The organism is Pedobacter sandarakinus, assembly GCF_026240095.1.
Lineage (GTDB): Bacteria > Bacteroidota > Bacteroidia > Sphingobacteriales > Sphingobacteriaceae > Pedobacter > Pedobacter sandarakinus.
The window spans coordinates 1-15,108 of record NZ_JAPIVG010000009.1 but is presented as its reverse complement, the minus strand read 5'-3'; the positions used below and the strand labels follow the sequence as shown (position 1 = coordinate 15,108).

At 37.9% G+C, this 15,108-nt stretch carries 15 protein-coding genes and 3 pseudogenes; 3 read left to right on the top strand and 15 right to left on the bottom strand.

Features of this window, described 5'->3' with window-relative positions:
• Window positions 1-287 precede the first annotated feature (287 nt).
• The 3 genes from OQ268_RS17620 to OQ268_RS17610 form a co-directional block, all read right to left on the bottom strand.
• Window positions 288-1,106, bottom strand: a complete 819-nt coding sequence (locus OQ268_RS17620) for a toxin-antitoxin system YwqK family antitoxin (RefSeq protein WP_265858124.1) — start codon at window positions 1,104-1,106, stop codon at window positions 288-290.
• A 12-nt stretch (window positions 1,107-1,118) separates the two neighbouring features.
• A complete protein-coding gene (locus OQ268_RS17615) occupies window positions 1,119-1,364 on the bottom strand; it encodes a hypothetical protein (protein WP_265858122.1) in 246 nt (81 codons plus the stop codon).
• A 311-nt stretch (window positions 1,365-1,675) separates the two neighbouring features.
• On the bottom strand, window positions 1,676-2,212 hold the full coding sequence (locus OQ268_RS17610) for a hypothetical protein (protein WP_265858120.1): 537 nt from the start codon (window positions 2,210-2,212) through the stop codon (window positions 1,676-1,678).
• A 426-nt stretch (window positions 2,213-2,638) separates the two neighbouring features.
• Between OQ268_RS17610 and OQ268_RS17605 the strand changes: the two are divergent.
• Window positions 2,639-3,862 (top strand): annotated as a pseudogene (locus OQ268_RS17605) (IS256 family transposase).
• 118 nt (window positions 3,863-3,980) lie between these two features.
• Here OQ268_RS17605 and OQ268_RS17600 read toward each other — a convergent pair.
• From OQ268_RS17600 to OQ268_RS17930, 4 genes and pseudogenes are all read right to left on the bottom strand, one after another.
• Window positions 3,981-4,370 (bottom strand): hypothetical protein, encoded by a 390-nt coding sequence (locus OQ268_RS17600; RefSeq protein ID WP_265858118.1) that lies wholly within the window; start codon window positions 4,368-4,370, stop codon window positions 3,981-3,983.
• Between the two features lie 3 nt (window positions 4,371-4,373).
• Window positions 4,374-5,267 carry a hypothetical protein gene (locus tag OQ268_RS17855; protein ID WP_323670601.1) on the bottom strand — a complete coding sequence of 298 codons (894 nt, stop codon included), beginning with the start codon at window positions 5,265-5,267 and terminating at the stop codon, window positions 4,374-4,376.
• Window positions 5,268-6,518: 1,251 nt separating this feature from the next.
• Window positions 6,519-6,935, bottom strand: a complete 417-nt coding sequence (locus tag OQ268_RS17590; protein ID WP_265858117.1) for a hypothetical protein — start codon at window positions 6,933-6,935, stop codon at window positions 6,519-6,521.
• 581 nt (window positions 6,936-7,516) lie between these two features.
• A pseudogene (locus OQ268_RS17930) lies at window positions 7,517-7,831 on the bottom strand (RHS repeat-associated core domain-containing protein); the annotation flags it as partial.
• Between the two features lie 64 nt (window positions 7,832-7,895).
• Between OQ268_RS17930 and OQ268_RS17580 the strand changes: the two are divergent.
• Together OQ268_RS17580 and OQ268_RS17575 are read left to right on the top strand one after the other, a co-directional pair.
• Window positions 7,896-8,252, top strand: a complete 357-nt coding sequence (locus tag OQ268_RS17580) for a helix-turn-helix domain-containing protein (protein ID WP_265858115.1) — start codon at window positions 7,896-7,898, stop codon at window positions 8,250-8,252.
• The gene (locus OQ268_RS17575; protein ID WP_265858114.1) at window positions 8,242-8,559 is read left to right on the top strand and encodes a hypothetical protein; all 318 of its coding nucleotides are present in this window, start codon (window positions 8,242-8,244) and stop codon (window positions 8,557-8,559) included. The genes OQ268_RS17580 and OQ268_RS17575 overlap by 11 nt, the downstream gene beginning before the upstream one ends.
• Window positions 8,560-8,637: 78 nt before the next feature.
• Here the strand turns inward: OQ268_RS17575 and OQ268_RS17570 are convergent, their stop codons facing one another.
• From OQ268_RS17570 to OQ268_RS17920, 8 genes and pseudogenes are all read right to left on the bottom strand, one after another.
• The gene (locus OQ268_RS17570; protein WP_265858113.1) at window positions 8,638-8,982 is read right to left on the bottom strand and encodes a hypothetical protein; all 345 of its coding nucleotides are present in this window, start codon (window positions 8,980-8,982) and stop codon (window positions 8,638-8,640) included.
• Between the two features lie 41 nt (window positions 8,983-9,023).
• Window positions 9,024-9,953 (bottom strand): RHS repeat-associated core domain-containing protein, encoded by a 930-nt coding sequence (locus OQ268_RS17845; RefSeq protein WP_322974042.1) that lies wholly within the window; start codon window positions 9,951-9,953, stop codon window positions 9,024-9,026.
• Window positions 9,954-10,095: 142 nt separating this feature from the next.
• Window positions 10,096-10,326, bottom strand: a pseudogene (locus tag OQ268_RS18000) (RHS repeat-associated core domain-containing protein); the annotation flags it as partial.
• 1,422 nt (window positions 10,327-11,748) lie between these two features.
• Window positions 11,749-13,299: an RHS repeat domain-containing protein gene (locus tag OQ268_RS17555; RefSeq protein ID WP_265858112.1), complete on the bottom strand. Its 1,551-nt coding sequence runs from the start codon at window positions 13,297-13,299 to the stop codon at window positions 11,749-11,751.
• A gap of 357 nt (window positions 13,300-13,656) precedes the next feature.
• Entirely contained in the window at window positions 13,657-14,088 is a 432-nt protein-coding gene (locus tag OQ268_RS17550) for a hypothetical protein (protein WP_265858111.1), read from the bottom strand.
• Window positions 14,081-14,401, bottom strand: coding sequence for a hypothetical protein (locus tag OQ268_RS17545; protein WP_265858109.1), 321 nt, complete (start codon window positions 14,399-14,401; stop codon window positions 14,081-14,083). Before OQ268_RS17545 ends, OQ268_RS17550 begins: the two co-directional genes overlap by 8 nt.
• A 26-nt stretch (window positions 14,402-14,427) precedes the next feature.
• Complete coding sequence (locus tag OQ268_RS17835; protein WP_322974041.1) at window positions 14,428-14,769, bottom strand: hypothetical protein; 342 nt, start codon at window positions 14,767-14,769, stop codon at window positions 14,428-14,430.
• On the bottom strand, window positions 14,751-14,999 hold the full coding sequence (locus tag OQ268_RS17920; RefSeq protein WP_323670602.1) for an RHS repeat domain-containing protein: 249 nt from the start codon (window positions 14,997-14,999) through the stop codon (window positions 14,751-14,753). Before OQ268_RS17920 ends, OQ268_RS17835 begins: the two co-directional genes overlap by 19 nt.
• Between the last annotated feature and the right edge of the window lie 109 nt (window positions 15,000-15,108).

The following is a 15,108-nucleotide window of genomic DNA, read 5'->3' as shown; positions in this document are numbered from 1 at the left end:
GGCGATTAAAAAAGTTCAGAAAGGGCTATATGAACCATAACATTTTCATGCTACACTTGCGAAATAAGTCCTTGGTTCTATTTTAGATTTAAGTGGTCGCGTAAGAGCGAACACTTAAACCAGATTAGGCTGTAGCATAATTTTCTTCTCTGCAAATATTACCAGACAAAGTCTTCGGTCATCATTTTAGAATTTAAGTGATCGCTAAAATAGCGAACACTTAAACCAGAGGGGGGTAAAAGGGTGTTTATATACATACACCAAATCGGATGCTCTTTCAGCAAAACTTATTCTAACAATATTGTTTGCTCAATATTAATCCCATTTATATTTTTATTATTCATATCAAATAAAGAACTTTCAACTTTTATATCAAACTTCCCACTTTGCTTGAAAAAATCCTGTATCACAATTGTATTGGGATCTCTTTTTTTGTAACTGATTTCCTTTGAATTAATAATTATTTTAACAACAAGTTTGGTTCTTGGAGGTGCTGCTACGGTAATCAGCAGATCATTAATATCATTTGGCGGGTTTGGATCCGCATTCCTCCCTGTCACAACTACCGAGCGGTGTCCTTTGGCCGTAATTGAATAGAAATCAAAACATACAACATACCCATCCATCTTTTTGACATCCAGACCTCCATCATCTTTATAGGCCATCACAAAACTTACTTTTCCGGTAACATCATACAGATTGTAGCCTATTAATTTATCATCTTTATAATGATACCACGATCCGTAAGGAACTCCAAAGAAATAATTTTCAGAACGTAGTAGCTTACCATCAGTATTGTATACTTCCTTTCGTCCTTCGGGAAGTCCCTTAATCATACGGACCTTGCTTTGTATATTACCATTCTCATAATATAGATATTCCCACCCTTGTTTCACCCCTTTGGTTAGATGAGTGACCGAAACCAGGTTACCGCTCCTGTAATTCTTGACTATCTCATGATTATTTTTTTCATGTGTAACCGAGGTCGCGTCAAGGCTTGACATTTTTGTCATCGCAATTTGTATATCCTCCCGGTTTAAATAAAATAACCATCCAGAGATTACTACAATAGCTGCAATTGATATTAAAACTTTGTATTTATTCAAATCGTTCGTAAATTATTTTATTTCTTTTCTAATTGTAACAGTATTACCTGTAAAAATAAAATTATTGTAGTTAATAGACCCAAATCTCTTGATCATTCTTTCTCTTGCCACAGACTCAATTATAGTATCTTTTCTCACTGGATCAACAAGTAATTGCTCAAGGGTATCAAACATTTTATAAACGGTCTTTCCGTTATCAACTGTAGAATATAAATCAACACTATTAGATGCTGCAAGCGAAAAAGTTGTAGGCTTCAACTGCTTAGCTCTCCAAAATGGAACTAAATTTTTATTGGTTCGGAATTGACCCGCATAGCTAATGAACAGAGACCAGTCTCCGATATCATCAATCTGGCTGGCGTGTGGTTGAAACCTCGCATTAAGATCTCCGCCAATGTTATCTGAACTATTCCAAATCGTCCAGCCGCTTCCTATAGGCGCATCCTTAGATTGCTATTTCATCAAGGACCTAAAGGTGGTCTTTTGTGGATTAATTTAAACCTGCCAACTCTTTGAAAGTATTGCCACAACTTTCGTTGAAATGCAAAATTTCACTGGCTTGAAGTATTTTAGCTTACCTGAATCCGCTTAGCATTTTTATATTTAATAACTAATACTGTTAGGAATATCATCCCCAAGATTAGAAAAATTAAAGGCAGTATAAAAAAAACAGAAAAAGGAAAAACAAAAGCTTTTATATTGACCAACTTAGACTCTTTCCCCAAACTTTTAACATCCACAGCATCTCCAACTTTCATATTAAACGTAACATCCGGATCAAGAACTTTCATTTTATCATCAAATTTATTATTATCAATATTGAAAGTATAACTGATGATTCTTGGGTGTTCGTCATTTACTGTAAACATCCTATCAACTTGAATTTCAGTGATTTTACCAGCAAATAATTTACCTTCTTTATCAATCTTATCTAAATCATATTTTTGATAATATTCTGTATTAATAGATGAAATAATAATAAGTCCCGGAATCAAAATCAGAATTGGAAGAAGTGTAAATGCCAGCCCCAATTTTGCCATTGTAGGATTTGATTTATATATAGGCGACAAATTTGCTAAAAAGTTGTTCTTTTGTTCAATAGTCATATTGAAGAAAAATTAAAAAACACGAAAACACAATACGCTAACCTGATAAATTAAGATAAGATAGAAGACAAACTTATAAAAAAAAAAAAATCAAACAACTTAAAAAAAGAAGGCCTAAGTACTTTATCAAATGCTAATAGCCTTACTTGATCTTTCTTCATTAATGGTCTTAATAAAACCCATACTACTGGAATAAAACTGAACAAAAATGCTGAGTGAAAGGGTTTTGGCAAAGCAATTCCGTTGGGTAAGAACTAATAGTGTAGCAAGCAGTTATGCAAAATAACATTAACCCGATTACCAGAAATGCTCTACTTATTGATATCAGTTTGTGCACAAATAGAAACAAACTGATATCGGTCATAAACGAGATTGTAAAATAAACTGTGTCAAAAGTTAAATTACTAGCTTTAGGTACATTTTACTATGACGAGAGACGAACAGCTCGATTATGAGCTAATGAAACAAAAAGCCCTTGAGCAATTGCGTTCGGGCAAATCCTTTTACGGCAAAGATGGTGCTTTCGCTCCTTTGCTTAAAAGTTTTCTTGATTCTGCCCTTGAAGCAGAAATAGAAGCTCATCTCGATGAGAATGAGCGTTTTTCGGGCAATCGCAAAAATGGCAAGACCACCAAGGACATCAAAACTTCCGCTGGTACAATTTCCATTCAGACCCCAAGAGATCGAAACGCTACCTTCGAGCCCGAAATTGTACGCAAAAGAGAAACCATTTCAGCAGAAAGTCTTGAAGGCAAGATATTGGCCTGTATAGATTAGGCATGAGCCTGCGTGATATTTCCAGGCACATCAAGGATATGTATGATACTGCAATCAGTCATGCAACACTTTCTGTTATTACCGATAAGATTATACCCGAGGTAAAGGATTGGCAATCCAGACCATTTTGAGGAGCTCTATACAATTGTTTGGCTTGACGCGATGCATTACAAAGTAAAACAAGATCATCGAATGGTTTCACATGCAGCCTACAACATAGTTGGGATAGACCGGCACGGACATAAAGAACTTTTAGGAATGTATGTTTCTCAAAGCGAAGGTGCCAATTTTTGGCTGAGCGTGCTTACCGATCTACAAAACCGGGGAGTTAAAGATATTTTGATCGCCTGCATTGATAATCTGAATGGATTTCCACAGGCAATCAATGCTGTTTACCCACAAACGGAGATACAAACATGCATTGTTCACCAGATACGTAACAGTTTAAAATATGTTGCCTCAAAGGACCAGAAAGTTTTCATAAAAGACTTGAAGCCTGTTTACCAGGCAGAAACCCTGGAGTTGGCAGAACTTAGGCTAGATGAACTTGATGAAAAATGGGGTAAGAAATATGAAAAAGTGCTGGAGTCCTGGAGAAGAAACTGACCTAAACTTACCAGCTATTTTCGATATGATACTGCCGTCAGAAAACTCATTTACACCACAAATACCATTGAGGGATTCCATCGACAGGTAAGGAAAGTCACCAAAACTAAAGGTGCATTTACTTCAGATATGGCGTTGCTAAAACTGATCTATATGGCGAAAAAGAATATCAGCCAGAAATGGACTATGCCGCTGAGCAATTGGGCTACAACTACTCAGAAACTTGTCATTTGGTTTCCTGAAAGAATGATATTAGATTTGAACTAAGTTTTTTGAGAAGCATTATTTTAGATTGACACAGTTTATTTTACATACCCGTTCAATCTGACAATTAGTAAAAACTACCAACTGTCCGATTAATTAGTGGCTATTTCATACAATTACACTATAAAATTTTTGACATCCATTTTTGTAGATCCGCTTTAAACTTTATATAGTTGAAATCCTCAAATTTATATTTTGCGATAATTGGTGGAATTTCGACTATTATTTTTTCAACAACTATTTTTTCCCGTTCTTTTTGGTCTATTTTAAGGAACTGATTTAAGTCCAACATAATATCTATATAAATTTTCTTCTCCTTCTTTGAAAATCGAATTCTTTTCTTTAGGTTCAGATTCGGGTCCTGACACATCAATACAATCGTAACACCTTGTAATGAACTGCCATAATCTTGCTCTGAAAAATATTGCTTATACCCTGTATTATCTATACTGTCAATAACTTTATCAACCCGGGTTTCCCAAAAGCTATCACATGTTATAAAAAATCTCATATTCTATCTAACTATTTTATTACCTACAGGTAAAAATCCTGTTTGTTGTTTAAAATTCAAAATCTTCATTCTTTCTAATGTCGTTGCTTCTTTCAAGGTCCCGGAAAATTCGGTTGTATATTTTAATCCTGCACCTGTATTGTCCAAAAAGCTTTGACTGTACCTTGTTTGAGGATTCTTAGTTGTTCCAAATTTCCAAACATCGCGTTTATTTAACCAAGCGGCCTCCTGCGCATTCCCAAAGCCTCGTTTCATAACGGGATAAAATCCATCTTCGGCAGCCCTTATGGTATACTGTTCCACTTGTGCTCCCACCTTAACAGGTGCTTTCGAACTTAGTAAAGCTGTGTTTTCACTAGCAGTGACAATCCTTTTCTCAGCAACTTTTACAAATTCTTTTTCAGTTTCCTTTACAACTTCCTTAATAATAAAAGGAGCTGGTGTTTTTAGCATGGAGGCCGCTATTCCCATTTCACCTGCACTAGCACCAAATGCCATCCACTCTGCACCACTCTTTGCCAGCTTGGCAATGCCAATTGCCTTATTTATCTGATATTGTAGATCGATATCATTAGGATTACCACCGGAACGTAACATTGCTTCATATTCGCGCCCCCTGTTCATCCCGAATTTTAACTCATTTAGCATGTAGAACTGAAGATTTTCCTGTAGTTCTTTACTGCTGTTTATCGTTGAAATATCTTTCAGAAATTCAAGCCCCATACGGCCCATTTCATTTCCCATAAGTCTTGCATCGTCCATTGTGGTGGGAACAAAAAATGTCCCCATACCTGGCGTCTGGAACGGCATAGGAATCATTCCATCAGGATCGGTAAAGCTTACTGGATTATTAAAAGCATAAGTATATGGAGAAAAACTACGCATTTTTTTGGCCATAGGATCTATGGCATTCCATCTGGCTAGAACCGGATTATAGAACCTGGCGCCCGTAATCGTACTGCCCCAATTCCTCTAGCAGCTCCTTGCCTTTGTAAAGGTACTTGTTGTCCAATGATACCGCACCGTTGCCGTTCAGCCCAGACTTACGCAGCCCAAAAGCATAGTAGTCGTCACGCTGCAATATCCGCACAGCGCCGTTGTAAATATCGAAAACTGTACGCACATTTCAAACGTGAAATAAAGCGATTAAAAAAGTTCAGAAAGGGCTATATATGAACCATAACATTTTCATGCAACACTTCCGAAATAAGTCCTTGGTTCTATTTTAGATTTAAGTGGTCGCGGAAGAGCGAACACTTAAACCAGATTGGGCTGTAGCATAATTTTCTTCTCTGCAAATATTACCAGACAAAGTCTTCGGTCTTCATTTTAGAATTTAAGTGATCGCTAAAATAGCGAACACTTAAACCAGATGAGGGAACACTTAAACCAGAGAGGGTTCCTTATGAATTTGTCCAGCCAGTAAACAACGGCAAAGCTGACAGAAAATAATTCTCCTTGGTCCCTGAACTTATATTCTACGCTCATCATCGAAGATATATTTCTCACATTGATTTTAGATGTTTATCCAAATCACAAGCGGAACGCTTGCGCTAGAGGGAACTTATACTTTACGCTCATTATCGAATATAGTTTTTTTAATTGATTTTAAATGGTTCCTTAAATCACAAGCGGGGAGCTTGCGCTAGATGGGGAATTTAAGTGACCGCTAAAATATCGAACACATAAACCAGAGAGGGTCTGATAAAGCGATTAAAAAAGTTCAGAAAGGGCTAAATATGAACCATAACATTTTCATGCTACACATGCGAAATAAGTCCTTGGTTCTATTTTAGATTTAAGTGGTCGCGGAAGAGCGAACACTTAAACCAGATTAGGAATTTGATTTTTTCTAGCACAAGCGAAACGCTTGCGCTAGATGGGGATAGCCCAAAAATTTAACAAAGGTTTAGCATGGAATCAACAAGAAGATAACCTGCTCACTCAACGCTTTGCCGAAGGCACAAAGATTACACAACTCGATAAATTACACTCCAGAATCTATGGAGCTATTAAAGCAAGACTTGCCAAACTAGAACTCCTGCTGAAATAACATAGCCTGGCAATTTTAAACTGCCAGGCTATGGATTTAATTTATTTTAAGCACAAGCGGGACGCTTGCGCTAGAAGGGGATGTCATTAATCCTATTATTTAAAAATAAGAATAAAAATATTAAGGAATGTAATTATAGAAATTCTCCAATAATTCGTTGAATTAAAAACATCACTATTCTTTTTTCTATTTAAAAATAGATACAGACTGATAGATAAAAGCAATAAGACTTCTATAAAATAAAAGAACCAATTCAGTTCTCCAAACATTTTAACTGCACAAGCACCAATAATTAACCATATTAAAGCATATAAGATACCAAATGATCTTGAGCGAAAAATCCTTTTCTCATCTTTCAAAGAGAACAAATACCAGCAAAAAATCAAATAATAAAAACTCAATAAGCCACAAGATATCATTGCTGGAACAACAGATCTTGTTTCTAATATAATTGATGAAATAGCTATTCCTCCAAAGATTAGTTCTTCTGGTTTAAACCCTTTTAACAACATAATTACCATGTAAATTTTAATTCTACCCCTAATAAGGCTTTCCAAGCTACAGAAAAAGAGTTTTCTTTATATTTTCCAATTGGAGTTCCGTACCTAGACTCCGTAACTTGCGTTGCTGAGAGACTAGCACCTACGCTAGGCTTATCAATTTCCACAGAAGCAGAAGAAGTAGATGGTTTAAAATCTGAATCACCAAGAAGTCCACCTAATTTTACTACACTTTTGGTCCCCGTAGTGTAAGGTCCTTGTGAATCACCATGTAATTGGTGCTCAAATCCTCCTTCAGCAGTTGTAACCAAAATACTTATTCCTGCCTTGTGCTCTGTTTGGATTCCATTACTTTTCCCTGTTTTAGTATCCATACCAAGCACTTCTGACTGTGATTTTGTAATTTTACCCTTTTCTGAAGATACCTTAGCCTCGGCAACGTTCAAGCTAAAAATTGTTAAATCTGCCTTTGCTATTTTTCCTAGTGTCACACCAGCTTGAGCGCCAAAAGTCATTTTTGCACTAAAATCTATTTTAGGCAGGCTTGATGTAAATTTGTTAAAGCTTTTTTGAATATCTTTCCAACTTGGCCAAGGCCACATCCCATCAGGATCAACAAACCTTATCGGATTATTAAAAGTATAGTTATATGGAGACCACCTCCTGCCTAGCTCTGCTTTAGGGTCTATTACATTCCACCTACCAATCACCGGATCATAGAACCTTGCGCTGTAATCATACTGAAACAATTCCTCTTGCAGCTCCTTGCCATTGTAAAGGTACTTGTTATCCAATGATACCGCACCGTTGCCGTTCAGCCCAGACTTACGCAGCCCAAAAGCATAGTAGTCGTCACGCTGCAATATCCGCACAGTGCCGTTGTAAATATCGAAAACTGTACGCACATTTCAAACGTGAAATAAGGCGATTAAAAAAGTTCAGAAAGGGCTAAATATGAACCATAACATTTTCATGCAACACTTGCGAAATAAGTGTATGACTTTAGGACAGCACATCACCACCCTACGCAAGAAAAAAAAGCTTTCTCAGGGCGAACTCGGCAAGATTGTAGAAACATCGGGCGACATCATCGGCCGCTACGAAAGGGATGAGGTAAAGCCCTCCATTGAGGTCGTTATCCGTATGGCTGATGCCCTTGAAGTTTCACTCGATTATCTCGTTGGCAAAACCGATATGGAACTTGACAGCTCTACTCTTAACAGAATACAGGAAGTATCAAAACTACCAGAGGAAGATAAAAAACAGGTATTCCTCGTGATTGATGCGCTAATCAGGGACTTTAAGGCCAAAAAAGCCTATGCAGGATAATAACCGCCACCTGGAGATTCTCCAGGTGCTGGCCACCGGCACAGACCCCGTAACCGGAGAAGTGTTCCCGGCCGATAGCCCATACAACCAGCCCGAAATCATCAGGGCATTATTCTTCGCCGTTAACCAACTCGAAGCCCTCGCCCAAAAAGGTAACCAGGGTTTAGCTTGGAATGAAGAGGAAGATGTATTGCTGGCAGAACGCTTTGGTAATGGCTCCAAGATTACAGAACTTGCCAAACTCCATACTCGTACCTACGGAGCCATTAAAGCCAGGCTAATCAAACTTGAACTCCTGCAGAAATAACAAAGCCCAACTTTTTAGGGTTGGGCTTTGGGTATAATTCTATTCATTATTTCTCACCTAATAAAAGTGTGAACCAATTTATCTTCCACAATGATTTACTAAAAATTCTTTTGCATAAATAGGCCCCAAAAACATAAACGAAATAGTTATCAAAAAAAACAGAATAACACAAAAAATAGAAAGAAGATTACTGTTTAAGATTTTTGGTTTTTTCTCTAAAATAATCTTAAAGCGTCCGCTTCTAAAAAAATAGAAATAATTTATTAAAATAAAAAAAGGTATTAATAAAAACAATTGCCAAGCATCAATTATATTACAATATTTCTTTATTAGTATAATTTGCAAAATCATTCCTACAGGAAAAGAACAAGAAGCACTTAATGCCATTATTGTAAGCATATTAGGTTCATTATCTTTCAACATCTTTTTATAGAACAAATAATAATAATAATAAATTACATCCATCATTTTTGATTTTCTAACCTTTCTTGAATTCTATACCCTTGATTATATTCATCTCGTTCAACACCTAAAAAATCTTGAAGTAGAGGCCTAACGTTTTTTCTATATCCAGGATCGCTTGCAATTTTTCTTCCAATCTCCCATCCAATTCCCCATCCAGCTCCTGCTGTGCCACCAAAAGTTGAGATTCCATTGCTGATATTTTCCATCACTAAACTCTGCTGAGACATTGGTTTACCATTGTATTGCAATGAACCATCTAAAAATTCTTTATTAACGCTGTAAAAACCATAAGCACCTAGAGTATATCCTCCAATTTTTAATCCAGTTCCAGTTAATTTCGACAATCCTTTTGCCTTAGATATCATTTCTGCAGTATGGTATTGGTTACCAAAATATCGTTGAGAATAGTTTCGCATTTGGCTCAAACTGTACCATGTTTCCTTATTATAAACCATATTTTCAGCACCCGTTGCAGTAGCACCTACGAGAGATAAAATAGAGTTGGTATTGTCTTTTGATTTGCCTTGAACAGTTGCTCCTTCTAACTGAATAACATCTACTTTTGGGTCAAATGGTCTCACTCCTGGAGTAGGTGGAACAATTTGATTAGTTCTAACTGTATCTAAGCCAAAGGGATCAATGTATTTCAATGGGTTATTTAGTACATAATGATATGGATTAGTATTAAAATGGTATTCAGATAATCTGTCTATTACATTCCACCTTCCAATAATTGGATCATAGAACCTTGCGCCGTAATCATACTGTCCAAGCTCCTCTTGAAGCTCCTTGCCATTGTAAAGGTACTTGTTATCCAATGATACCGCACCGTTGCCGTTCAGCCCAGACTTACGCAGCCCGAAGGCATAGTAGTTGTCACGCTGCAATATCCGCACAGCGCCGTTGTAAATATCGAAAACTGTACGCACATTTCAAACGTGAAATAAAGCTCAAAGAATGATAAATTTGAACTACTATATTTTCCTGCTACTATTGCGAACAAAGTCCTTGATTTTTATTTTAGATTTAAGTGATCGCGGAAGAGCGAACACTTAAACCAGAATAGGAGACTTAAACTAGAGAGGGTAATTTTCCATCCTGACCATATTGATAATCATTGTAGAAGCCCATTGTTCCTCTACCGTCTGGATCAATATTAAAAATAGGATTATTCAATCCGTAGTTATATTGAGAAACATCAACATAATCATCAGCCAACGGGTCAACCACGTTCCACCTGCCAATTACAGGGTCGTAGAACCTTGCGCCATAGTCGTACTGCCCCAACTCCTCTTGGAGCTCCTTGCTATTGTAAAGTTACTTGTTGTCCAACGATACCGCACCGTTGCCGTTCAGCCCAGACTTACGCAGCCCAAAAGCATAGTAGTCGTCACGCTGCAATATCCGCACAGCGCCGTTGTAAATATCGAAAACTGTACGCACATTTCAAACGTGAAATAAAGCGATTAAAAAAGTTCAGAAAGGGCTATATATGAACCATAACATTTTCATGCAACACTTCCGAAATAAGTCCTTGGTTCTATTTTAGATTTAAGTGGTCGCGGAAGAGCGAACACTTAAACCAGATTGGGTAGTAGTCGTCACGCTGCAATATCCGCACAGCGCCGTTGTAAATATCGAAAACTGTACGCACATTTCAAATCGCAAGACAAGTAATTAAAAAGCTTAGAAAAGGATGATAGCGGCCGCAGTGAACCTTTATATTTCTATTGCTGACACAGTCCTAGGTTTTCATTTTAGATTTAAGTATTCTCGGAAGGTGAACACTTAAACCAGATTAGGTTTCTCCATCGGTAGACGTGGCAAAGAAGATCGCCGATACACACCCGAAGTATCGCTCATTACCTGGCCGGGGAAGGCAGCAGGAAAGGCTTTGACAAACAGACCCTAAAGCTTATTGACGAAATAGAGGAACTCGAACCCTCCATTAAGGACAAACTCCTTTTCCTTGCTAACGCAATCATACGAGATGCCAAGACCGGCAAGGCCTATGCACATTAAAAAAGCCCAACAGTTTTAAACTGCTGGGCTTGTTATAATTATATTCATTTCTCACACGCGACACGCGTGCGCCAGTTGAGGGATGGAGGATATCGAAGCCCTGCCCACAGAGGAAAAGGACAAGGTGTATTATTTTATCGATATGGCGCTCGCCTATAGCAAGACTAAAAAAGCTTTTGCCCATTAAAACAGCAAAGCCCAACAAATTTTACTTTGTTGGGCTTTGCTATAATTTTATTTTAAGCACAAGTCGAAACCTGAACTATAGTTATCAAGATAGAGGACTAGAAGGATACTCTCCCCTAATATTATTATAATACACTTTTAAGGGGTTTGTCAGGAAGATAAAAAAGGTTGTCAAGTAAACAAAAAGCGGAACCAATCCCAATATCCTTTTAACAAAAGAACCATTCTTACCACTAAAAATAAAATAATTTAAAGAAGAGGTAAAATCCATTGAGGTAGAAAAACTCGTGGTATTCCCATATTTAATAATATCAAATACACCATAGATACAAACTACCAACATAATAAGCAACGTTATCTTGTTTCTGTATGCAAGCAAAAAAACCAATAAAATCAGAGGTAGTATATGGCTATATTTCAAGTATACTTGTTCGTATACAATCACATATAACTCAAAACACAAAAACATAATAAGAACACCCAAAAGTATTCTTACGTAAAGACGTACACCCTTTATCATCTCTTATTATAATAATTCACAATATTACCATACTCCTTCCTTAGCTGTGGAACAGTCTGCACTGCTGGCGTCGCATACAATCCATTTTTACTCCAAGTGTATTGAGTACCATCTTTTGATGTGCCTAAATAAGTAGAAGCGTGATTAGTTGTAACAGTTGTGCCATTCATAAGATCCCAAGACTTTTCACTAAAACTAATTACAGTCTGACCAAATTTCAAATCATTTTGTCCGCCCTTTATTTCAGAAAAACCTGCAACAGTATTTTCAAATTTACTAGTACTTACCGCACTTGAAAAATCGGGAGCTTTACCGTCAGCTATAGCCAATGCACAACCAAAACAGTTGTAATTTTCAGATGTTGTAATTTTGGCAAAAAAGCTATTGCTATAATTATCTGGGTTATTCTTGGCATCAGCTGCTGTGGCATTTATAGCTTTAACGCCAGGAATATCATCCGTCAACTGAACATTACCTCCTTTATCCATCTTACTATAAAGTGCGTCTGCTTTTTTCTGGTCCACATTCAAAAACTTAGCTAATGTTTCAGCGTTGTCCCCTTTTTCAGCAACAGCAGTAAGTTTGCCGTTAACTACGCTTGGTTTCCATTCGGGCATCATCCCATCTGGATCAACAAACCTGATCGGATTATTAAATCCATAATTACATGGAGAGTGCCTCCGCATTTTCTCCGCTAGCGGATCAACCACGTTCCACCTGCCTATTACCGGGTCATAGAACCTTGCGCCGTAATCATATTGCCCCAGCTCCTCTTGCAGCTCCTTGCCGTTGTAAAGGTACTTGTTGTCCAATGATACCGCACCGTTGCCGTTCAGCCCAGACTTGCGCAGCCCGAAGGCGTAGTAGTCGTCACGCTGCAATATCCGCACAGCGCCGTTGTAAATATCGAAAACTGTACGCACATTTCCAAGGTGGTCGGTGAGATTGTAGCTATAGCTGTACGTGCCCCCGTTGTTCCTCGCCAAGCCCTCCTCGGTCTGGATCAGTTCGATTACCCCATTGTTGTACTGGATACCACCAACGTAATCACTTACCCCGCTCGATGATGTTTTCTTCAGCTTGGTGCCCATGGCATCGTAAACGTAGGCCATGTTCTGGCTCCCGCTTACCGCCTGTGGCAGGTTCAGCTGGTTGTAGGTGAGGTTGATCCCCTTCAGGCTGTCGCTAACCATGTTCCCATTGGCATCGTAGCCATAACTACTATTGATAAAGCCGCTGATACCCGTTAGCCTTTTGCCATTATAGCCGCTGTAGTTATTGGTGCCATAACCCTCACGCGTTAAGCTAGTGATGTTGCCCATCACATCGTAGCTGATGCTCTCCCCAAGGCTGTTGCCGGCGCTGGAAACCTTCAACCGGTTCAGCCGATCGTAGAGATAACTGAAGGTATTGCTGCTGCCATTGGTATAGGTCTGCCCGGAGATGTTGCCATTGTACTGTGGCACCGTGCCCTCATTGTAATTAAGCTGCATGCTAAACTCGTTGCTCGTGCTGCTCTTTAGCCAGCCCCGCTCGTTGTAGGCCAAGGTGGGTTTGGTATCGAATGTAGTTTTTGAATTAATTTTAAATGTTCATCTCAATCACAAGCGGGACGCTTGCGCTGGAGGGGCTTTAGCCTGGAGCGCAGAAGAAGATAAACTGCTGGCAGAACGCTTTAACGAAGGCATCAAGATTACACAGCTCGCCAAACTACATTCCCGTACCTATGGAGCAATTAAAGCTAGACTCCTCAAACTTGGACTCCTACAGAAATAACAATGCCCGACTTTTTCATTGCCAGCACCTAGTTTATCCTGAATCCCCTCAGCATTGTAAGTTAACAATTGCGCAACTAAACTTTTCCTAAGACTAGTGCCAGAATTAGAGTACAGCAGCTGCATAAATTAGTCTATTAACATTGTTATTTTTCCATAAAGAAACCTGGATCCATCCGCTATGATGAAATCACTTGGCACATAAATCTTCAAACTTCTATTATTTGGATAATCCTTAATGTTTTTTTTTAAGATACAAAAGCCATCTTTGAAGTTGCTATTAATAGAGCTGGCCACATTTCCACAAATATCAAACACGTATAATGTGTCCTGCGTATCTAATACTTTACATACATATACACTTGCGCTTTCAACTTTTCCGCGACAATTATTCTTTATTGGGAAAATTTGAAGCACATCAACTGCTGTACAACCATCATCTTTTGAATTTATTTTTCTTTTATTCCCTAAATAAATTTCCTTTTCCTCCATCATTGTATCTTTACAGCATAAAAACAATAAGATGAACGCAATCATCTGTATATTAATTATTTTACTCATTATGAAGTTGATTATTTGAATTATTTAATTTACCACTTCTATATAGCATATAAATTCTATACATTTGATCCTTAGTAGGTCCTGTCGGTGTCCTTTGCGATTTTGCTCCCTGATTCATAAAATTTAAACCACCTTCTAATCCTGCAGTTGGCCCGGCAAAAAATTTATATTTTCCAAACTTAATACTATAGTCTTCAGCTGGATGTTTTAAACCACCGGTATGCCCTATTTCATGTGTTAAAGTTTTATTATTTTTGCCATTTATTAGCATATCAATATGCTCTTCATTTAAGGAAATAACCTTACCATTCATTGCTCTTCCTATAACATTCCCACCCTCTACATCGAAATCCTCGTCTGTCCTATCTTTAATATTAAATAAAGTTCTTTATATCCTATAGATTTAGCATCATCATAAACATTAATTTCTGCCTTAGCGGTAACGACAAAGCCCGTACCTCCATTCTCATCATGATCAACATTTTTATTAAATAGCGCCTCAAATTCTGTTTTAATTGCTTTAGCTACTTTATCAGCTTGGCCATTATGCTTGGATGTATCATCAACTACCGCACCTTTAAATAATATATTATAATGGGTTCTACCATCTTTGTCAACATCAATAGTGATTGTCCAATCTCTACCATTAGGGTCATTAAGCATTATTGGATTAATTGCCACATAATTGTACGGTGAGAGTAAATAAATTTTTCAGAAAGTGGGTCTATCATATTAAAACACCCAATAACCGGGTCATAGAACCTTGCGCCGTAATCATACTGTCCCAACTCCTCTTGCAGCTCCTTGCCATTATAAAGGTACTTGTTATCCAATGATACCGCACCGTTGCCGTTCAGCCCGGACTTACGCAGCCCAAAAGCATAGTAGTCGTCACGCTGCAATATCCGCACAGCGCCGTTATAAATATCGAAAACTGTACGCACATTTCAAAGTCACCTTCAACATGTCCAAACCAGTTAGTTTTATACCGCAAAGTACGGTGATATGTAATTTTCCATC

What these genes read in the sequence shown, in the direction of transcription:
- OQ268_RS17855 (WP_323670601.1), bottom strand. Translation starts at nt 5,267, where the DNA reads ATGGCCAAAAAAATGCGTAGTTTTTCTCCATATACTTATGCTTTTAAT.
- OQ268_RS17580 (WP_265858115.1), top strand. Translation starts at nt 7,896, where the DNA reads ATGCAACACTTGCGAAATAAGTGTATGACTTTAGGACAGCACATCACC.
- OQ268_RS17590 (WP_265858117.1), bottom strand. Translation starts at nt 6,935, where the DNA reads ATGTTGTTAAAAGGGTTTAAACCAGAAGAACTAATCTTTGGAGGAATA.
- OQ268_RS17545 (WP_265858109.1), bottom strand. Translation starts at nt 14,401, where the DNA reads ATGAATGGTAAGGTTATTTCCTTAAATGAAGAGCATATTGATATGCTA.
- OQ268_RS17575 (WP_265858114.1), top strand. Translation starts at nt 8,242, where the DNA reads ATGCAGGATAATAACCGCCACCTGGAGATTCTCCAGGTGCTGGCCACC.
- OQ268_RS17610 (WP_265858120.1), bottom strand. Translation starts at nt 2,212, where the DNA reads ATGACTATTGAACAAAAGAACAACTTTTTAGCAAATTTGTCGCCTATA.
- OQ268_RS17570 (WP_265858113.1), bottom strand. Translation starts at nt 8,982, where the DNA reads ATGTTGAAAGATAATGAACCTAATATGCTTACAATAATGGCATTAAGT.
- OQ268_RS17550 (WP_265858111.1), bottom strand. Translation starts at nt 14,088, where the DNA reads ATGAGTAAAATAATTAATATACAGATGATTGCGTTCATCTTATTGTTT.
- OQ268_RS17600 (WP_265858118.1), bottom strand. Translation starts at nt 4,370, where the DNA reads ATGAGATTTTTTATAACATGTGATAGCTTTTGGGAAACCCGGGTTGAT.